The organism is Embleya sp. NPDC050493 (assembly GCF_044458105.1).
GTDB lineage: Bacteria > Actinomycetota > Actinomycetes > Streptomycetales > Streptomycetaceae > Embleya.
The window spans coordinates 127,467-146,757 of record NZ_JBITHP010000003.1 but is presented as its reverse complement, the minus strand read 5'-3'; the positions used below and the strand labels follow the sequence as shown (position 1 = coordinate 146,757).

Annotated in this window: 20 protein-coding genes; 6 read left to right on the top strand and 14 right to left on the bottom strand. The window is 71.7% G+C overall.

Annotated elements, in window-relative coordinates; genetic code table 11:
- Positions 1-88: 88 nt before the first annotated feature.
- Both ACIBM5_RS07465 and ACIBM5_RS07460 read left to right on the top strand, forming a co-directional pair.
- Positions 89-1,060, top strand: a complete 972-nt coding sequence (locus ACIBM5_RS07465) for a DUF5937 family protein (protein WP_396005887.1) — start codon at positions 89-91, stop codon at positions 1,058-1,060.
- Between the two features lie 78 nt (positions 1,061-1,138).
- On the top strand, positions 1,139-1,567 hold the full coding sequence (locus ACIBM5_RS07460; protein WP_396005886.1) for a DUF3291 domain-containing protein: 429 nt from the start codon (positions 1,139-1,141) through the stop codon (positions 1,565-1,567).
- 102 nt (positions 1,568-1,669) lie between these two features.
- On the opposite strand, the gene ACIBM5_RS07455 is transcribed toward ACIBM5_RS07460, so the two are convergent.
- Complete coding sequence (locus tag ACIBM5_RS07455) at positions 1,670-2,281, bottom strand: TetR/AcrR family transcriptional regulator (protein ID WP_396005885.1); 612 nt, start codon at positions 2,279-2,281, stop codon at positions 1,670-1,672.
- A gap of 102 nt (positions 2,282-2,383) precedes the next feature.
- Between ACIBM5_RS07455 and ACIBM5_RS07450 the strand changes: the two genes are divergently transcribed.
- Entirely contained in the window at positions 2,384-3,184 is an 801-nt protein-coding gene (locus tag ACIBM5_RS07450; protein ID WP_396005884.1) for an alpha/beta fold hydrolase, read from the top strand.
- Between the two features lie 97 nt (positions 3,185-3,281).
- Here ACIBM5_RS07450 and ACIBM5_RS07445 read toward each other — a convergent pair whose 3' ends face one another.
- A complete protein-coding gene (locus tag ACIBM5_RS07445; protein WP_396005883.1) occupies positions 3,282-3,833 on the bottom strand; it encodes a carboxymuconolactone decarboxylase family protein in 552 nt (183 codons plus the stop codon).
- 142 nt (positions 3,834-3,975) lie between these two features.
- Between ACIBM5_RS07445 and ACIBM5_RS07440 the strand changes: the two genes are divergently transcribed.
- The gene (locus ACIBM5_RS07440; protein ID WP_396005882.1) at positions 3,976-4,344 is read left to right on the top strand and encodes a winged helix-turn-helix transcriptional regulator; all 369 of its coding nucleotides are present in this window, start codon (positions 3,976-3,978) and stop codon (positions 4,342-4,344) included.
- Between the two features lie 22 nt (positions 4,345-4,366).
- On the opposite strand, the gene ACIBM5_RS07435 is transcribed toward ACIBM5_RS07440, so the two are convergent.
- From ACIBM5_RS07435 to ACIBM5_RS07425, 3 genes are all read right to left on the bottom strand, one after another.
- Positions 4,367-5,056: an ATP-binding protein gene (locus ACIBM5_RS07435; RefSeq protein WP_396005881.1), complete on the bottom strand. Its 690-nt coding sequence runs from the start codon at positions 5,054-5,056 to the stop codon at positions 4,367-4,369.
- A gap of 130 nt (positions 5,057-5,186) precedes the next feature.
- On the bottom strand, positions 5,187-6,425 hold the full coding sequence (locus tag ACIBM5_RS07430) for a helix-turn-helix domain-containing protein (RefSeq protein WP_396005880.1): 1,239 nt from the start codon (positions 6,423-6,425) through the stop codon (positions 5,187-5,189).
- Between the two features lie 73 nt (positions 6,426-6,498).
- Positions 6,499-6,993, bottom strand: coding sequence for a metallophosphoesterase family protein (locus ACIBM5_RS07425; protein WP_396005879.1), 495 nt, complete (start codon positions 6,991-6,993; stop codon positions 6,499-6,501).
- A 447-nt stretch (positions 6,994-7,440) separates the two neighbouring features.
- On the opposite strand from ACIBM5_RS07425, the gene ACIBM5_RS07420 reads away from it, so the two are divergent.
- Positions 7,441-7,839 (top strand): hypothetical protein, encoded by a 399-nt coding sequence (locus tag ACIBM5_RS07420; protein WP_396005878.1) that lies wholly within the window; start codon positions 7,441-7,443, stop codon positions 7,837-7,839.
- A 314-nt stretch (positions 7,840-8,153) separates the two neighbouring features.
- On the opposite strand, the gene ACIBM5_RS07415 is transcribed toward ACIBM5_RS07420, so the two are convergent.
- The 8 genes from ACIBM5_RS07415 to ACIBM5_RS07380 form a co-directional block, all read right to left on the bottom strand.
- Positions 8,154-9,197, bottom strand: coding sequence for an SIS domain-containing protein (locus ACIBM5_RS07415; protein WP_396005877.1), 1,044 nt, complete (start codon positions 9,195-9,197; stop codon positions 8,154-8,156).
- 93 nt (positions 9,198-9,290) lie between these two features.
- Positions 9,291-10,274, bottom strand: coding sequence for an ROK family protein (locus ACIBM5_RS07410; protein WP_396005876.1), 984 nt, complete (start codon positions 10,272-10,274; stop codon positions 9,291-9,293).
- Positions 10,275-10,349: 75 nt separating this feature from the next.
- Positions 10,350-11,561 (bottom strand): alanine racemase, encoded by a 1,212-nt coding sequence (locus ACIBM5_RS07405; protein ID WP_396005875.1) that lies wholly within the window; start codon positions 11,559-11,561, stop codon positions 10,350-10,352.
- 126 nt (positions 11,562-11,687) lie between these two features.
- The gene (locus tag ACIBM5_RS07400) at positions 11,688-13,169 is read right to left on the bottom strand and encodes an APC family permease (protein ID WP_396005874.1); all 1,482 of its coding nucleotides are present in this window, start codon (positions 13,167-13,169) and stop codon (positions 11,688-11,690) included.
- 329 nt (positions 13,170-13,498) lie between these two features.
- Positions 13,499-14,686, bottom strand: a complete 1,188-nt coding sequence (locus ACIBM5_RS07395; protein ID WP_396005873.1) for an ROK family transcriptional regulator — start codon at positions 14,684-14,686, stop codon at positions 13,499-13,501.
- Positions 14,687-15,456: 770 nt separating this feature from the next.
- Positions 15,457-15,957, bottom strand: a complete 501-nt coding sequence (locus ACIBM5_RS07390) for a GNAT family N-acetyltransferase (RefSeq protein ID WP_396005872.1) — start codon at positions 15,955-15,957, stop codon at positions 15,457-15,459.
- 119 nt (positions 15,958-16,076) lie between these two features.
- Positions 16,077-16,601, bottom strand: a complete 525-nt coding sequence (locus ACIBM5_RS07385; protein ID WP_396005871.1) for an SRPBCC family protein — start codon at positions 16,599-16,601, stop codon at positions 16,077-16,079.
- A 104-nt stretch (positions 16,602-16,705) separates the two neighbouring features.
- Complete coding sequence (locus tag ACIBM5_RS07380) at positions 16,706-17,203, bottom strand: MarR family winged helix-turn-helix transcriptional regulator (RefSeq protein WP_396005870.1); 498 nt, start codon at positions 17,201-17,203, stop codon at positions 16,706-16,708.
- A gap of 259 nt (positions 17,204-17,462) precedes the next feature.
- Between ACIBM5_RS07380 and ACIBM5_RS07375 the strand changes: the two genes are divergently transcribed.
- Positions 17,463-18,104 carry an NAD(P)-dependent oxidoreductase gene (locus tag ACIBM5_RS07375; protein WP_396005869.1) on the top strand — a complete coding sequence of 214 codons (642 nt, stop codon included), beginning with the start codon at positions 17,463-17,465 and terminating at the stop codon, positions 18,102-18,104.
- 132 nt (positions 18,105-18,236) lie between these two features.
- On the opposite strand, the gene ACIBM5_RS07370 is transcribed toward ACIBM5_RS07375, so the two are convergent.
- Entirely contained in the window at positions 18,237-19,151 is a 915-nt protein-coding gene (locus ACIBM5_RS07370) for a MerR family transcriptional regulator (RefSeq protein ID WP_396005868.1), read from the bottom strand.
- Positions 19,152-19,291 lie beyond the last annotated feature (140 nt).

Genomic DNA, 19,291 nt, shown 5'->3' with positions numbered 1-19,291 from the left:
GCCCGGAACTCGACAATCGTTCCGGACTCGTGGCCGCCCCCGGCCTGTCGGTCGTAGCGAACTCGAAGGTCGGATCGGCGCAGGTGTGATGATCGAGATCGAATTCACCCCGGAGGACGTGGCCCGCACCCGCTTCGTGATCTCCCCGCTGTGGGAGGTGATCGCGAGCGTGCGGATCCTCAAGGGCGCCGACGAACAGGGCATCCACCACACCTGGACGGACCGGGTCCGCTCGCGCCTGGCCGCCGCGAAGGTGGACCTGACGCCGCTCACCGAGCTGATCCCGGTGCCGACCCGGGCCCTCGCGGGCTTCCTGTGCCCACCGCCGACCACCCCGCTGACCTCGCTGGACGTCGAGTTGGCCACGCTGCGCGCCACGCCACTCGAACTGCTGCGCACCAGTTCGGAGGTCGCGCCGGAGCGGATCGCCGCGCTGCGCGCCGACCCCGAGCGCGAGTTGGGCCGGCTGGCCGAAACGATCGAGGTGTACTGGGAGTTGGCGCTCGCGCCGTACTGGCCGCGGATCCTGACCTTCCTGGAGGGCGACATCCTCTTCCGCGCCCGGCGGTTGGTCGAGGGTGGCGCCCGCAGCCTGTTCAACGACCTGGATCCGCAGGTGGCGTGGGACGCGGGCACGCTCCAAGTACGCAACCGTTTCGCCTGCGGTCGACGCACCCTGGACGGCCGCGGACTGCTGCTGGTGCCCTCGGCGTTCGTGTGGCCACGGGTGTTCTCGGTGTTGGACGGGCGCTGGCAACCCACCCTGCGCTATCCCCCACGCGGCATCGGCACCCTGTGGGCGCCGGCCCGAACCGCCGCACCCGACGCGCTCGCCGGCGTCCTGGGCCGCTCCCGAGCGACCCTCCTGGCCGAACTCGCCACACCCGCCTCGACCACGGACCTGGCTCGCCGCGCCGGCCTCACCCCCGGCGGCGTCTCCCAACACCTGTCCGCACTGCGCTCGGCGGGCCTGGTCGCCGCCCACCGCGTCGGCCGCGAGGTGCTGTACGCCCGCACCCGCGCCGCGGAAACCCTTCTGACGGCAGCGCATTCGGCCTAGCCGGGACACGAAGCAGCGCGTACGCTCTCGCCCCTGCCCGTCGTCCCCCATGATCGACTTCCGAAAGCGAGTCTCGGCATGCCCACGCTCCCCTGGACCACCCCGAATCCGGTCACCCCCGGCACTCGGGTGCTCGTGATGGCCTCCCGGTTCGAGGTTCGATCCGCCAAGGACGTACCGAAGTTCTTCCTCAAGTCGCTCGCCGCCTGGCGGCAGGTGAAGTCCGCGCCGGGAGCCGTGGGCGCCTCGCTGATCGCCCAGCCGATGAAGCGGGTCTTCCACACGCTGTCCGCGTGGGAGAGCCGCGAGGCGCTGGACACCTTCGTGCGGACCGAACCACACCGCGGCATCATGGGGAGCCTGCGCCCGACCATGCGCACGTCGACCTTCACCTTCTGGGAGGTCCCGGCCGAGAACCTGCCGATCACCTGGCCGGACGCCCGGGAGCACCTGGCCGACCAGGAGCGCCGGAACGCGACCGAGAGGGACGGCGACACAGCCTCCTGAGCACCGCGCCTCCCGGTCCGGGGCGTCCATACTCGACGCCGCCCGCGCCTCGGCCGACCCCGGCGCCCACCACGATCTCGGCGGACGGGCAGCCGGGGCCGGCTACACCGCCGCCGCGCCGTCCGGCCAGCAACGCATCGCGAGCGCGGCGACTCGTTCCAAAGTCGCGCGGTCGACGCCGTCGACGGCCTGGGTGGACATGCCCTGCACCACCGCCGCGTAGTAGGTGGCGAGGCCGTCGGCGTCGGTGTCCGCGGGCAACCGGCCGGCGGCCGTGTCGGCGGCGATCCGCGCGCGCATCACCGCCTTGGACGCCTCGCGGATCGCGCGCAGTTCGGCCTTGACCTCCTCGGCCGCCGACGTGCAGTTGACCGCCGCGGTGATCACCATGCAGCCCGGCGGGTGACCGGGCTCGGTGTACGCCTCGGCCAGCGCGTGCAGCACGCGCTCCATCGCCTGTCGCGCGTCCGGCGCGGCGGCGATCACGTCGCCGGCGACCGCGCCGTAGGTGACACCGTAGCGCCGGACGGCCTCGCTGAAGAGTTTTCGCTTGTCGCCGAAGGCCGCGTACAGGCTGGGCGGCTTGATCCCCATCGCGGCGGTCAGCGAGGCCACCGAGGTCGCCTCGTAGCCGTGTTGCCAGAACTCGAGGACCGCGCGGTCCAGCGCGGCCTCGCGGTCGAAGCCGCGCGGGCGGCCTGGGGTACCGGACATGAAGCCATTGTATAGCGCTCGCTATGAAATCCGCCGAACTCTGTTACGGTGAGATCTGTAGCGAGCGCTATACAACCATCGAGCACGCCCCGGGGAGCCCACATGTCCACCGCCACCCTGCCCACGCCCACCTACGCCCGCACCGTCCTCGGCTCGGGTCCCGGGCTGCTTCTCGCCCACGGCGCCGGCGGCGGCATATCCGCCAACTATGGCCCGATCCTCACCGGCCTGGCAGCCGGCCACACCGTGGTCGGCGTCGACCTCCCCGGTGCCGGCGACACCCCGCGCGCCACCGCGGCACTGGAACTGGACGAACTCGCCGACCAATTGGTCGCGGCCGGCGTCGCCGAGGGCCTGGAGACGTTCGCGGTCTCCGGCTATTCGCTGGGCGGCGCGGTCGCCGTCCGCGCCGCGACCCGGCATCCGGAGCGGGTGACCGCACTGGTCCTCACCGCGCCGTTCGCCCACGCCGACCACCGGCTGCGGCTGGTCGCGCGGGTGTGGCGCGGGCTGTACGAGTCCGGCGACCGCGCGACGTTCGCCGCGTTCGTGACCCCGCTCGCCCTGAGCCCGACCGCCCTGGCCGCCCTCTCCGCCGACGACCTGGCCGATGCGCTCCGGACGAGCGCGGACACCCCGCCGCCCGGTACACCCGAGCACACCGAACTGATCGAGCGCGTGGACGTCCGCGCCGACCTGGCCGCCATCGACGTCCCGGTCCTGGTCGTGTCCACCACGGGCGACCGCCTGGTCGAGCCGAACCACCACCACGCCCTCGCAGCCGGCCTGCGCACCGCGCGCGTGCACGAACTGGACGCGGGCCACTTGCCGTTCGCCGAACGCCCGGTCGAATGGGAGGCCGCGATCACCGGCTTCCTGGCCGAGGTCGAGTCCGGGCACTGAGGGTCGCCGCGGGACGGCCGACCAGCGGGCGGCCGTCCCGACGGCCGGCGCCGAAGGCGTCACGGCACACGGCAGTACGTCGCCGATCGCGGGGGGCTCATGCGTCCGGATACGGCGCGGCCCACTCCTCCGCCGGCAGGCGCAACGCGTTGGCCACGTAGGCGATCGTGCGGTACCACCCCGCCAGGACCAGGATCTCCACGATCTCGGCGTCGGCGAACCGTGCCCGCAGCTCGGCCCACGTCGCGTCGGCGAGGTCGGCGCCGTCGTGCAGTTCGTCGACCACCCGCACCAGGATCGCCTGCCGCTCGCTCCACGCGCCCGCGTCGTCGTGCACGGTGGCCCGGAGCTGACGCGGGGTCAGGCCGACCCGCTCGCCGAACACCTCGGCGTGCACGCCCCATTCGTACGAGCAACCGGCCCGGGCGCACACCCGCTGCACCACCGTCTCCCGTTCGACGGCCGGCAGCGTGCCGTGCGCCAGCAGCCCGGAGCCGACCACGCGCATGCGCGACGCGAGTTCGGGGTGATGCTCCAACACCCGGAACAACGCGAGCGGCTCGCGTTCGCGGGCCGGACCCATCCAACGGGCCAACGCCGCCTCGGTCTCGGCGGCATAGGGCGGCGACAACGGTCTGATCCGCGACATGGACGCACTCCTGCACTGGCCGACACGGCCCCTCAAATCTGCTTCGCTTTCAGAAGCACTATCCTGCTTCCGAAACCGAAGCACAAGAGCGGGCGCGGCAACGGAGCGCACGAGCGCGGCACCCGAGGAAGGCGGCGCATCCATGGGCGACAACGACAACGACACCGGCGACGAGCACGGCACTCCCCTGCCGGGCGGCCCGGTCCGGGGCTCGACCACCGGACGCGCGTCGATGGCCGCACTCGACCTGCTCGGCCGACGCTGGATCCTGCGCCTGATCTGGGAACTCGGCCGCGAGCCGGCCGGCTTCCGCGCCCTGCAACGCCGCTGCGACGACATGTCCTCCAGCGTCCTCGACAACCGCCTGCGCGACCTGGTCGACGCCCGAATCGCCACCCGGGACCAGAGCGGCGACTACGAACTCACGCCGCTCGGCACCCACCTCGTCGAGGCCCTGGACCCGCTCCTGGCCTGGTCGACCACATGGGCGAAGGAACTGGAGCGGGACTGAACCCACCCACCACCGACCCGAGTCAGCTCCGTGCGAATCGGCGAACCACCGGGGCCGCGGGGACCGTTCGGGCCGCTCGGGCCGTTTGCGTCGGCTCGGCGGCGGATCCCTCCGACCGTCGCGCCCATCCACCGGATCGACGCACCCAGTCACCGGATGCCGTGCGTTCGATGTACACCAGGACGGTCACCGTCGTGTGGTCCACCGAGAACCCGTGCTCGGAGCACACCCGGTTCATCCAGCCCTCACACCGGAATCGCGCCCGCTTCTCCCGTGAGCAGAAGGCCACTTCCCAGGCCGACCCGATCCGGTCGACCAGCAACAGCCCACGCTCCGAATCGGCCTCGGCTCCCGGCGAGCGAGGACACAACGCGGTCCGCTCACCGGCCGGATGGTTGATGTAGTCGTACTCCCGCCCGATGTCGCCGAGATCCGACACCCGCACCAAAATCACGCTCGGCCGCACCAGGTCGGGAACGCTCTCGACCACGAACGCCTCGACGGCGAACTCGGCCGAGCCCGAATGCCGCACGGCATTGGTCGCGAGTTCGGTGACGATCAGGCGGATGTCGTCGGAGACGACCTCCGACACTCCGGCGTGCTCCAACATCCGCCCGACGGCGCGACGGGCCACGCCCACGTTGCGTTCGGTGGCGGAATAGGCCCGGCGCGATTGGGCGGTGAGCAGGCGGGCCGGCTTGGCGGTGGACACGTGACGCCTCCAGGACTGTGCGTAGCGAAAGGCACTTTCCCGGACTCTAGAAACGGACGAAAGGGGCTACCACGCACATCTCGTGGTACTCCCCGCACGGATCGCCGCTACCTACCACGACGCGTAGTACTCAGCCGGCCACGTCCAGGTACGCCGCCATTTCGCGCATGTCGGCGGTCAGGGTCCGCTTGCGCTTGCGCAGGATGCCGCGCATGACGTCTCGGGCCATCGCCTGGTGCCGCAGCCACTCGGGGGAGACCGCGCGGACCTGCTTCAGTTCGTCCATGCCGTTCTGGTGATCACCCAGGAGCACGTGCGCCTGGCCGAGATCGAGCCGATGCCGGTTCCAGTTGTCTCCGCTGGGCTGACCGGCGTTCCGCCGACCCTTGGCACTGAGCGGACCCTCTTCCGCGAGTCGCAGCGCTGTTCGGGAGTCGCCGGTGATCACCGCGTCCTCCACCGACTTCATGGCTACGGTGACCGGTCCGAAGGTGACCCCGTGGCGGTAGTAATCGGTGCGTTCGACACCCACCGCAGCAGCCGCCGTGGTCGCCATCCGCAGGTGGTCCCGGGCATCCTCCGGACGGTTGTTGCGCACCGCGCCTGCTGCTCCGCGAAGTGCCAACCATCCCCACGCGGCCAGTTGTTCCCGCGTGGCCGTGGACATCCTCGGTTCGATCGCCTCGGCCGTCGTCATCGCCAGCGTCTCCGTGTCGTCGAGCCGCCCCTGACGAAGCAGCAGCCAGCACAACCCGACCACACCGGAAGCCGCGCTCAGTGTGTCCCCGGCGGCGCGCGCATCCGCAATCGCACTCGCCAGAGCCTGATAGGCCAGGTCGTAGTGCCGCGTCTGGGTCAGGAAGCGCCCGGCGACCTGGTATGCCTCCGAACGCGTGATCAGCGCACTCGCGTGATCCTCGCCATCGGAGTGGTACTCGACGGCTCGATCGGTGTCCCGCAGCAGACCGGGCAGGAGCAACGCGACGCTTTGGTAGCGGTCGGCGTGATACAACTTCGCCCCGTCCAACACGGCCCGACGAAGTGCAGGGATACTCGGCTCCTCCCCCGGCTCGGGCGAACGCGCACTCAGACCCACCGGAGGCGTCAGCGCCTTCCGAAGCTCGATCAGATGAAGCCGGTTGGGATCGTCCGAACGCACGGGTTCCGGCGCGTCGGCTGCCAGTAGCGTCGACGTTTGCAGGCCCAAGGCGCGGGCGATCGTGTGCAGCGACTCCATCCGCAGCGTGCCACCCTGCTCGACCTTGCGAATCGTCCCGAGCGACAACCCGGCCGCCTCGGCCAGTTGCTCCTGGCTGTACCCGGCGCGGCGCCGGTAACTCCTGACGTTCTCGCCGAGTGTTGCCGTCATGGTCCCCACCATCTGTTGGTCCACTCGCGAACTGCATCCACGCTAGCGCGGGCAAGGCGTCGGCCGCAGAGCATCAATCCAGGTCGTGCAGGGCCACGTCGGTGATCTCGCCCGCGTCGGCGGTCAGGGTCATGTACGTGTGGTGCGGTTGGCTGCGTCGATCGGTCGGGGAGCCGGGGTTGAGCAGGCGCAGGCCGGAGTCGGCGACGGTGTCCCACGGGATGTGGCTGTGCCCGAACACCAGCACGTCCGCATCGGGATACCGCGCCGCGCACCGTCGTTCGCGGCCTTGCGCCGGACCCGTCTCGTGCACGACGGCGAACCGCACCCCGCCCAATTCGACTCGGGCCACCTCCGGCAACCGGCTCCGTAGATCGGGCCCGTCGTTGTTGCCGTACACGCCGACCAACCGCCGCGACCGGGCCTCGAACAGGTCCAGCGCGGCGGCGTCGACCCAATCGCCCGCGTGGATCACCACGTCGACCGCCGACAACTCGGCGAGCAACCGCTCGGGAAGCACCTTGGCCCGCCGGGGCAGATGCGTGTCGGACGTCAGCAGAATGCGCATCCGTCCACCGTACGAGCCGAATCGCCCCTCGGGGCAAGAGCGGGCCGGTGTGACCGGACGCGTCGGCCGGCGGGAACTCGGGGTCGGCCTGCGTCTGCTGCCATTGCACCCCCGAGGCACCCGGCAGCCGACCGCATCGACCACCACGCCGGCGCCGAACGTGGCGCAAGGGGCGCGGGAACCACCGACCACCGCCCGGGGAGAAGCACGCGCGCATCCCCGGACGCACAAGAATTTGGCCCAACTGGCGCCGGGCAGAGATAGCCTCTGAGCTGCGCTTTTCTTGATTCTGGCCATATCAGCGCACCCCAGGCGGCACTTGTGGCGCCATCAATGGGTCGTCATGGCGCCACAAGTGTGCCAAGATGAAGTCACACGGAAACGGGGCCGATCGACCGTCACCGCGACAATCGGGCACCCGAAACCAACTCGAAGGAGCACACGATCATGGCCATCTCCCTCACCGACCAGGACAAGATCACCCTCCAGACCGCCGCGCACGGCGCCGTCTGGCTGATGGCCACCGTCGGGCCGGCCCACCGCGCCGCCGTCGACGGCTCCAAGGCCTTGTTCTCCGCGACCGGCGCGGTCGGTCACGTCCTCGCGGAGAAGCCGAAGGGCATGAAGCTGGACGCCAAGTCCACGGCCGCGCTCGCCGACCGGGTGCTGCCCGCCCTGACGGCCGCCATGGGCCTGCTGACGAAGCAGGACCCGGCCGAGGCCGACAACTTCCGCAGCACCGTCGTCGTCGCCATCGAGGCGGCCGCCCGGACCCACAAGGGCGAACCCGCCCCCGCCGTCGCCGACATGATCCGCAAGATCACCGCGGCCCTCGACGCCGCTTGATGGCTGCGGGCGGACAGGACCACCCGACCGGAGTCGCACGCTCGGCGGTCGCGCCGCGCTCGGCTCCGCCCGCCGAACCGCTCATCCGCCCACCGGAACACCCGGTGACAGTCGGCGGACCCCGGTCGTGGGGGGGGGGGGGGGGGGGGGGGGGGGGGGGGGCGCGCGCGCCGGCGCGCGGGGGGGGGGGGGCCCCGGCCCCCCCCCCCCCCCCCACCCACCCCCCCCCCCCCCCCCGCCCCCCCCCCCCCGCGCCCGCCCCCCCCCCCCCCCCCCCCCCCCCCCCCCCCCCCCCGGGCGGGGCGCTCTAACGATCAGGTGGTCGGGGTGACCTTGGCCAGGCCGATCGGGGCGTCCGGGTTCGCGCCGCGGTGCAGGGCGAAGGCGCGGGCGAGGGCTTGCAGATGCACGGTGGTGGCGATCGCGCGGGCGGATTCCGTACGCAGGTCGCCCAGTTCGGGCGCCACCATCGCATGCGGTATGCCGTCGGCGACCAGCCGCTCGCGCAGGGCGGCGATGTCCGGTGCGGTCGGACCGCCCAGGTCGATCAGCAGCACCGGGACCCGATCGCCCAGCGCGGCGATCGGCCCGTGCAACAGATCGGCGACCGAGATGCCCTCGGCGAACACCCCCGACGTCTCCCGGATCTTGAGCGCACCCTCCAACGCCACCGCACCCCCGAGCCCACGCCCGGCCACCACCAGGCGATCGTGGTGCGCCCAGTCCGCGGCCAACGCCTCGCACGCATCGGCACCGGCCAACACCCGGCCCACCGCATCCGGCAGCCCGGCCAGGTCCGCCGCATCCGCGACCGTCGGCGGCAACGGGCCGAGCGCGAGCGCGATGCCGACCATGGCCACAAGCTGCGCGGTGACCGTCTTCGTGGCCGGCACCGCGATCTCCGTACCCGCGTCGGTCGCGGCAAGCACATGCGCCTCCGCCGCAAGCACGCTGTCCGACTCGTTGGTGACCGCCACCACCCGAGCACCCCGCTCCCGCGCGGCCCGCACCGCCGTGACGATCTCGGGCGTACGACCCGACTGGCTCAACGCGGTGACCAGGTAGCCGGTGTAGTCGGTGTGCGCGTCGTACCTGGTCACCAGGCTGGGCGCGGCCAGACCGGCCGGCCGACCGGAGGCCAACTCGTACAGGTAGCGCCCGAACATCGCCGCGTTGTCCGAGGACCCACGCGCAATCAGCACCGACCCGTGCAACGGCACCGGCAGCGCACCCCGAATCGCCGTGGCCAGTTCCGGCAACCGGCCCACCAACCGCCGCAGCACATCCGGCTGTTCGGCCATCTCGGCGGCCATCACGGCACCGGGGGCGGGAAGGGCAGGAGAAGCCGTGTTCGTCATGTTCATCCCATCGATCGATTTCGAACCAGGACCGAAAACCAAACCGTGAAACCCGCGCCCGCCACACCCGGCCGCGGAGCGGAACGACCACCGTCACGTCACCAGAGCCCACCCGGGCCGCTCACCCCCGGCCACGTCCCACGCAAGCGCGGCGGCGCCCCGCAGCGCCCCGTCGTGGATGTAGCGGGCCGCCACGATCACCTCCCCCGGATCGACCGGGCCCGGAGCGTGCTTCGCCAGAAAACCCCGCAGCACGTCGAGCACCCGCTCGGACACGGCCATCAGCCCACCGCCCAAGGCGATCCGCATCGGATCCAGCGCCAGATACAGGTTCAGGACATGGGCCGCCAGCACCTCGAGGGCATGCTCGGCGACCGCCCGCAGGCGCGGGTCGGCGGAGGTCAGGATCGCCGCCGCATCCGGCGGCAGGCCGTTGCCGGCGAGTGCGTACAGGGACTGCGTCCGGGCCACGAGAGGGCCGCCGCCGATCAACGATTCCAGGTCCGGTTCGTCCGGCCGACCCGGCACCAGCGAATACCCGATCTCGCCGGCCACGCCCCGCGCGCCGCCCACGACCCGGCCGCCGACCGTGAGCGCGGCGGCAACTCCCGTACCCAGGTTGACAAACAGCCCCGGATCGGCCGCCACCAGCACGCCCGAGCGCAACTCGGCCAGCCCCGCCGCCTTGACGTCGTTGGCCACCACCACCGGAAGCGCCCCGAACGCCTCCCGCGCCAGGCCGAGGACGTCCACGTTCTCGATCCCGGGCAGGTTCGGCGACAACTCCACCCCGGCCGAGGTCACCGTGCCGGGACAGACCAGGCCCACCGCCACGATCTCGCGCCGCCCGTCCCCGGTCGCCGCCGCAACCTGCTCCCGGGCCAATCGCAGCAGTCGATCCAGCGCATGCGTCATGTCCTCGCCCGGCTCGCGGGTGGCGACCCGTCGTTGCGCGAGCACCGTACCGGTCGCATCGATGGCGGCCATGGCCGTCTTGGTCCCGCCGATGTCGAGCGCGACTATCCCGAGGGAGTCGCGCGGCAGCGGCGGGTCGACCAGGTCGGCGGAGTCGAACACGATCGTCACAATCCTCGGGTCGGTCAAGCACGAATGGCATGGGCAAGGGAGACGGCGGCCGTCGGATCGGCCCGGTCAGGACGGATCACCCACCACCCGCGCCTCCGCGTCGTAGCGTTCGCCCCACACCACCGCACCCGCGTCGGCCCCGTGCAGCCCGGCCACCGACTGCGTGCGTCCGCGCGTCACGAACGCCTGCGGCCGGAAGCACATCACCACCGTGTCGCCCGGCCGAATCCCCAGCCGGCGCGCATCCCGAAGCACCGTGTAGTAGTGGATCGCCCCGTCCGGAGCGGTATCCACCCGCACCTGCCGCTCGACCGCGGTCGCCGCGTCCCGGCCCACCAGCGCGGTGAGTTCGAAGTCGCCCAGGACCTTGTCGACGTAGTGCCCGGCGGCGAACGCGTACGCGTCGTCCCCGTCCACGTGCGACACCTCGGTCACGTACACGATCGCGGGCTGCTCCGGCGCTTCCTCGGAGAACACGTGCAGCGGAGTCGTCCCGTGGATCGCGTTGCCCGGCTCGACATGCGTGGCACCCGCGTCGGCGGCGATCGTCAGCGAACGCGCGGACGTGGTCCCGGGCGCGTTCACCTGACGGATGTCGAACCCGGCCGCACGCAACCGCTCCGCCGCCGCGACGATCGTGGCCAGGTTGGGCGTCGCCACGATCCGCCGCTGCTCCGGATCCGCGAGCAGGCACGGAAACGTGGTCACGCCGTGTACCGCGACGCCCTCCACCGCGGCGACCTCGCGCGCCGCGGCCACCACGTCGGCGGCCGGGAAGCCGCCGCCGTGGCCGAAGTAGAACCGGTCCCCGGCATCGTGCACGCGCAGCAACACCGACACGGGCGCGCCGCCGCGCCGTACCGCCGCCGCGCCGATCCGCCGCGCCGCGTCCACCGAGAAGACGGTGACCACCTCGGGGTCGGCGGCGACCACGAAGTCCTCGCTGCCCCGATGCGGCTGCACCAGGTGCCCGACGTGCCCGACCGGCAGGCCGTGCCGGACCGCGGCCGACACGCAGGCGGTGTCCACCGCGACCACCGGACCGAGCCCGGCCTCGATCGCGGTGCGGGTGACGTCGGGATTGCGCCCGTACTGCTTGGCCATGACGTACGTGGACAACCCCCGCGAGGACGCGGCCTCGGCGATCGTGGCGGCGTTGCGGGCGACCGTGTCCAGGTCCGCCACGTACGTGTTGGCAAGCAGGCGGCCCTCCTGATGTGCCGTCACGACGGCCTCGATCAACGGGCGATTGTGGGCGAGGAGTCGGTCGAGGAACATCGCGAGGCTCTCCTTGAGACGAGCGGACGAGGCGGGGGAACGGGGATGGAAGCGCCGGTCGAGCGGATGGGCGAATGCCGGGAGGTCGGCGGAGGCGGGACGCCGGGTGGCGTTGCCCGGCGTGGGTCAGGTCCGGCCGAGCGGCACGGGTATCGCCCCCTCCCCCGATTCCGCAGCCGCCGCGTCCGGTTCGTCCTCGAACACGCGGCCCATCGCGGCCAGCACCTGCGGACGCGAGCGGTGCGCCCAGACCAGGTACGCGGTGCCGAGCACCATCCAGCCGACGATCACGTACGGCACGAGGTTGTTCGGGTGATCGGGCACCGGCCACAGCTGGCCGTATATCGGCAGCAGCATCAGCAGCACGGTCGCGCCGGGCAGGATCCCGTGCCGCAGCATGGAGAACTCGCCGCGGTGCTCGCGCAGGTAGAAGCGGATCACCGCGATGCTCATCAGGATGTAGATGATCACCATGCCCAGCCCGAGGATGGTGCCCGCGAACCCGTACACGCCCAGCGGGCCCAGGTCGCCGCCGAAGCCGCTGCCCAGCACCAGCGCGAAGACGAGCGAGAAGCCCAGGTAGGCGCTGATCGCCGACTGCGGCACGTGCCGTTCGTTGGTCCGGCCCAGGAAGCGCGGAAGCACTCCCTCGCGGCCCATCGAGAACAGCACCCGCACGGCGGCGTTCGAGCCGGAGACGACGTTGGCGAATTGGCTGACGATCACGGTCAGCGCGAGGATCCAGGTGACGCCCCAGTAGCGGTCCACCAGGGTGGTCAACGGCGCGGCGTCCTCGGCCAGTCGGGAGCCGTGCGCGGAGCCGAAGCCGATCGAGGTCGAGTAGGCCATCAACACATAGAACGTGCCGATCACCGCGACCGCGGTGAACAGCGCGAGCGGGATGCTGCGCTTGGCGCCGCGCGCCTCCTCACCCAGGGTGGCCACCGACTCGAAGCCGATGAACATCAGGATGCCCCACAACATGCCGGTGCCCAGGCCGCTGAAGCCGTCGATCGAATGGGCCGGGTCGAACGGCGCCACCGACAGGCCGGAGTCGCCCCCGTCGCCGAGGATCACCCCGGCCAGGCCGAGCAGTACGCCGACCTCCAGGACCAGGAAGATCAACGCGGTCTTGGCCGAACTGGACACGCCGAGCGAGTTGACGCCCCACACCACGGCGGCGAACGCCAACGACATCACCTGCCACGGCACCCGGACGTCGAACTGGCTGTCCAGGAAGTCGTGGCTGTATCCGCCGAGCGCGGCGAACAACATCGGGCCGACCATGCCGTAGGTGAGCAGCAGCAGCCACCCGGAGAGGAAGCCGCCGGACTTGCCGAAGCCGTGGCTGTTGTAGGTGTAGGCGAAGCCGGCGGCCGGCAGCTTGCGGGCGAACGCGGCGATCGTGTTGGCGACCAGGAGGCTGGCCACCATGGCGAGCACGATGGCCAGGGGCAGCGCGTACCCGGCTCCCGCCGCGGCGGGCGGCGTGTTGAACGCGACGCTGGTGGCGGGGCCCATGAAGGCCATGCACATGGCGACGGCACCGAACACGGACAACGTGTTCCGGCGGAGGGACCCGCCCTTCGACGGCAGTGGGGTGGACATCGGTGGTACTCCAGGCGGTTCGGTGGGGTGGGACGGACCCCTGAGGGTGCGCGGGCCGCCGCTCGGCACGGCGGCGCGATCTGCGTCGGGGCCGGTCGGCTGCGTCGGTACGCGTAGCCGGCCGGGGTCGGGGGTGGGCTTGGACGGCCGCGGGGCGCTTCGCGGGTCGTCGCGGTGCGCTTCGCGGGGTAGTCGCGTGCGCTTCGCGGGTCGTCGCGGGTCGTCTCGTGGGGTCGGTCGCCGCGGTTCGTTCCGTTGCCCGGTGGTGGCGGGTAGCCGTCAGCGGGGGTGAGCTGTCAGCGGGATGGGTGGTCGGCGGGGATGCGCCGTCAGCGGGTGCTCGGTGTGAGCAGCGCGGACAGTTCCAGGTCGGCCCGGACCGCTGCCGCCGCGTCCGCCGCGACGTCGAAGCGGACCCGCAATGCGGTCAGTCCGCGCGAGACCGCACCCAACGCGCCCGCGAGATCGGCCAGTTCGGAGTGCACGAGCTCGGGGCACGCGGGCAATCGTCGGCGTACCCGTTCGCGCAGGCGGGTGGTCATCGCGGCGTCGATCGAGGCCGAGACCCGACCGCCGAGGACGACCAGTTCGGGTTCGTAGGCGATCGTGACCGCGATCAACGCCACGCCGAGCGCACGCTCGAACCGGTCGATCACGGCGCGGGCCGCGGGCGAGGAGTCGACGAACAGATCGGCGGCGGTGGCCACGTCCAGGCCGGCCTCCCGGGCGGCCCGCATCAGGCCCTCGGCGCCCACCAGTTCCTCCACGGTCCGGTCTTCGGAGTCCACCGGCAGGAAGCCGAACTCGCCGACCAGACCGGTCGGTCCGCCCCGCATGTGTCGATCCACGGCCACGCCGGCGCCGAAGCCCGCGCCGACGGTGAACATCACGGCGGTGTCGACGGTACGGGCGGCGCCGTGCCGCAACTCGCCCTCCAGGGCCAGATCGGCGTCGTTGCCGAAGGCGACGGTGCCCTCCAGCGCGCGGCGCACCCGGCGGGTGAACAGGTCGCCCTCGATCTGCGGAAGGTTGGTCGCGCCACGCACGCCCAACCCGTCGGCCGCGACCGCGCCGGGCAGACCTATCACGCCTGCACGCAACACATCGGGCGCGGCCGAGTCGGCGTACAGCGCGCGGACCCGCTCGGCGAGCCAGTCCGCGAGGTCGTCCGCCGCCAGGTGTCGGGGCGTGGGCTCCTCGCGGTAGCGCGGCGCGTGGCCCAGCAGGTCGGTGGCCAGGAACCGGCAGGTGGTGCCGCCCAGGTCGACGCCGACCGCGACCCCGCGCTCGGCGGCCACCTCGATCACCACGCCCTGCCGCCCCCGCCGCCCGGTCTGCAACGCGGCGCCCTCCCGAACCAGGCCCTCGTCGAGCAGCCCCTCCACCACCCGCGAAACGGTGGCCGCACTGAGCCCGGTCTGCTGGGTGAGCCCCGCCCGACTGTGCTGCCCACCGGCCAACAACACCGCAAGCAGGCTGGAGCGGTTGGCCCACCGGGCATCGGCCGTCTCCGCCATGTTCACCTCTCAGAGTGAAAATATTTCAGAGTGAGAGAAAATTAAGCCCCTCGAGAAGTGGTGTCAAGACTCCGTCAAAACCCCCCAGGCCGTTTCTTTCGGACAGGTCGACACCCAAGGTGACCTCGACCGGGTCGTCACCGTCGACTCCACGATCGTCCGTGCCCACCGGCCGCCGGGACCGGTCGCAAAGCGGCCCCCACCGACGGGCCGCACGGCCATGCCCTCGGCAGGTCCCGCCGCCCGTTCCCACCGGCCGGTCCCGCGCAGGACCGACCACTCCATCTCGCCGTCGACGCCTGCTGCCGCCCCTCGCGTTGGTCAGCACGCCGGGCCGCGCAGGCGACGCTCCAGCCTTCGCCCAGACATGGCCCACTTACGTGTGCGGCGGATCGAGCGGCCCGGAACGACCCCGGACGTGGTCTTGGCGGACACGCCATCCCGCCCGAGCCGTTCCCATCCGCCTCGGCGCGGGCTCCGGGCGGTGATCCCCCAGCCCGCCGACCGAGTCGCGGACCGTAAGCGATTCGGCGAACGCGGCGGTCGCGCTCCGGCCTTCGACCCGAGGCCACAAGCTCCGCAACACGATCGAACGCTGCCGCCTCAACAACCCCAGGCAGTGGCGCCGCCCGGCCACGCGAAACGACAAGACCACCGCCATCCGCATTGCCGGCGTCCACCGCGCCGCGGTCTTCATCCGGTCGGCGGGATGATCCGAACCCCGACCACGCCGAGCAGCCCCATGGCCGGACCGGAGCTCCGCATCGACCTCAGACGTGGTCGAAAGGATCGGGGTGGATGAACTCACCTTGCACAACCGGATCGTAGGCAGCCAGAGTTCGGATCCGGAACATGTGCTCCCAGGCGAGTTCCTGACCGACGACCCCGAAATCCGTGCTTCGCCGAAAGCCGAACCGGCCGTAGTAGTCCGGGTCACCGAGTACGACGACCATCGGGGCCTCAAGGGCATCCGCTGCGGCAAGCGACGCATGGACCAGGGCCGATCCCACCCCACGGCGCCGATGGCCGGGGTGAACGCCGAGCAGGCTGAGGTTCGGCACGCGCACGGGGCCGATACGACCCCAGGAGGACAGCTCGTGTCCGATGATGTCGCCGCCCTCGGCCTCGGCCACCAGCGAAAGGGCCGGGATCCAACAGTCGCAGTTGCGCAATGCAGCGGGGGCACGGGGCGGGGGCGAGGCGGGCAGCGTGGCACGAGCCGCCTTTCGCGCCGGCGGCCAACCGCCCCGCGCGCTACAGGAGTTCGGCACCGCACCCGGGCCGCCGCCGGACGGATCCGGCCGGGCCGGCCGCCGACGGGCCGAACACGAACGCACCCCGAGCGACGACCGGCGCGAGCCGGGTCGGTCGGGGTGCGCGTGGGTCGGCTTCAGACCTGTCGTCGGCCGGTTTCGACGTAGGCGCGGAGGTGGTCGAGGCCGCGTTCGAGGATGTCGCCGATGGCCAGGTCGGCGTCCGTGCCGGCCTGGCGATGGCGGGTGAGCGCGTCCACGGGTAGTGCCTCGTGGCCCTTCTTGCCGCCGAACTGGCGCGCGTCGTGGAGGCGCTCGCGTTCGACCGCGCCGAGGTCGAGCGGTTCCTGGCCGTCGTCGACCATGACGGTCACGATGCTGTCCACGTCGCTCGGGCCGTCCTGGACGATCACGATGCCGGTGTATGGCGTACCGCGCACGATCCATTCGATCCGGGTGCCGGGGCCGTCCCGATCCAGGTCGACCTCGGCCGCGACGGAATGCGCCGTCTCGCCGGCGGTCACCACCACCGCGCGGCCCGCGGTGGCCCGGACGGCGGTCACCGGAGGGAAGTATTCGGGAAGCTTGTCCGTGTCGGACAAGAGCATGTACACCCGGTCGGTGGACGCTGCGACCTGCACGGAACGCGTGTGAAGAACCATGCGCGTACTGCTATCCGTTCGAGGACCGTTCCATTCGCGATCCGTATACGCCCCCGCCCGGGACGGCCGCGCGGGTCGCACGCCGGGCCCGGCGTACCGGGTCGTCAGTCCGTGCCGTCGCCCAGGGATTCCAGGAGCGTGCGGAGCCCGTCGGCGAGGGCGGCCCGCTGCTTGACGCCGAGCGCGGCGAGCACGCGGCGTTCGGTGGCCAGGTGCGCCGGCAACACCCGGTCGATCAGTTCGCGACCCTCGTCGGTGAGGGCGACCAGGACACCGCGGCCGTCCGACGCGCTGGTGGTGCGGGACACCAGGCCGCGCGCCTCCAGTCGATCCAGGCGCTGGGTGATGGCGCCCGAGGTGACCATGGAGGCCCGCATCAGTTCGGTGGGGCTCAGCCGATGCGGTGGCGGGTGCCGGCGCAGCGTGGCGAGTACGTCGAACGACGAGGCGTCGAGCCCGTGTTCGCCGAACGTCCGGGCAAGTTCGGCGCCGGCCAGACGCGCGGCGCGGGACAGCCGGGCGAGTACCGCCATGGGCGACGCGTCCAGGTCGGGGCGCTGCGTACCCCATTGCTCCAGCACAAGGTCGACGTGATCTGCCACGGCGTCAGGTTAACCGAGCCGATCCACGGATCCGGGTCGACTGCCCCTTCCCAATTATCTTAGCGTTGAGGTATCTTTTCCTTAGCACTAAGGAATCAACCATACGGTTGAGCTGTCGACCGAACCACGCCCGAAACCGCCGGCCCACCCGCCACCCTCCGATCGACCCATCGCCCAACCCGTCACCCAACCCGTCGACCGACCTCGACCGACCCGTCGACCGACCCATCGATCGACCATCCCGAAGGGGCACACCATCATGCGCATCACCGTGTTCGGAGCAGCCGGAAGCGTCGGCAGCCGAGTCGTCTCCGAGGCCCTGTCCCGAGGCCACGAGGTCACCGCCGTGGTCCGGGACGCCGCCCGCTTCCCGGAGCTGCACCCCGAAGCCGAGGCCCGGGTCGGCGACGCCACCCGAATCGAGGACGTGGCCACGCTCGGTGCCGGCAGGGACGTGGTGATCAGCGCCACCCGCCCGGCACCCGGCAACGAACAGGCGCTGGCCGACACCGCCGAGGCGCTGCTGTCCGGGCTGGCCGGCACGGGGGTACGCCTGCTGACCGTCGGCGGCGCGGGCAGCCTGACCGTGCCGGGCGACGGCGACACCCTGGCGGTCGACGACCCGCGATTCGTGCCCACCGCGTGGCGCGGCATCGCCCTGGCCTGCAACGCCCAGCTCGACGTCTTCCGAACCGACACCGAGGTCGACTGGACCTACCTGAGCCCGCCGGCCAACCTGGAGCCCGGCATCCGCACCGGTACCTTCCGACTGGGCACCGACGAACTCCTCGTCGACAACGACGGCGTCTCGGCCATCTCCGTCGAGGACCTCGCGGTCGCCCTCATCGACGAGGCGGAGCAACCGCGCCACCGCCGCGCCCGCTTCACCGTCGCATACTGACCGTCGCATGCCGGCCGAACCCGAGGGGCCCCGCCCGATCCGGCCCCGTGCCCCGGCTGTCTCGACCGTGGTCGGCAGCAGCGGAGTCCACGTCTGCGCATACCGGCGGGCCGCCCGGGACCAGGCCGTGTTTCAGGAAGCGGGTGACTCGTGGGCGGCGAGTTCTTCGGCCAATTCCATGCAGCGCAGGCGGGCCGGGGAGAAGTCGTAGGGCATCTTGCCGATGGCCTCGACCGCACTCGTGGTGTCTTGCCCCCTGCCGGAGCTTTGGCCGGCCTCGTCCTCATCCTCGTCGGCGGTAGCGGGGTGCAAAGCGTCCCAGGCGTCGAAGAGCGCATCGTCGCCCTGCGCCAGGCCGGAGTCCTCGATGACGGCTTGCAGCACCTTTTCGAAGGCGTGCCGTTCGGCAGCCACCTGGGCCACGCGGGGGTCGTCGACCGCGATCGTGTCATCGAGCGCATCCTCGGCGGCATCAATGCGGTCGGAGTCCTCCCGCAGATCCGGGTGGGTGGCCAGGGCGATGAAACGGGTGGCTTGGACGGCCGCACCGAGTGGGCCGAAGATCCGCTCGGTGACCAGCAGGCTGTCCAGGTCCGCCCGGCGCAGGGAGCCCTCGGGCAGGCTCTCCAGGCGGCTGGTGACGAAGTCGGAGAGCAGGCCCATCCTGCTGCCTTCGGTGCGCATGCGCTGCACGGCAGTCCGGTGCCGCCGCAGTTCTGCTTCCCGCGCGACGAGGGATTCCTCCAGCCGTTCCAGGATGCTCGCGATGCCGTGATCGCCGTCGGCGTCGGCGGAAGCGGTATGGGTGTCGGCGGCGAAGGCGGCACGGATGTCGTCCAGGGCGATCCCGGCGTCGGCCATCTTGCGGATCCACAGTAGCCGGATCATGTCTTCGTAGCCGTAGCGGCGGCGGTCGTCACTGCCCCGCTCGGGCTCGGGGAGCAGGCCGATCTCGTGGTAGTGACGGATCGCCCGCGGTGTGGTGCCGACGAAGGCCGCCGCGTCACCGATCCTGACCCGGCGCGGCGGGATGAAGGACGAATACATGAACAGGGCCTTCCTCAGTGGGGCGGGACGTGAGTCCACCGGACCACATGCCGCTACGGAAGGTGCAACTCCGGGCACTCCGCTCGGCATCCATGCCAGGCCTTCCGGCGTCCCGGCGCGCCGCCTCCCCTCCCGAAACC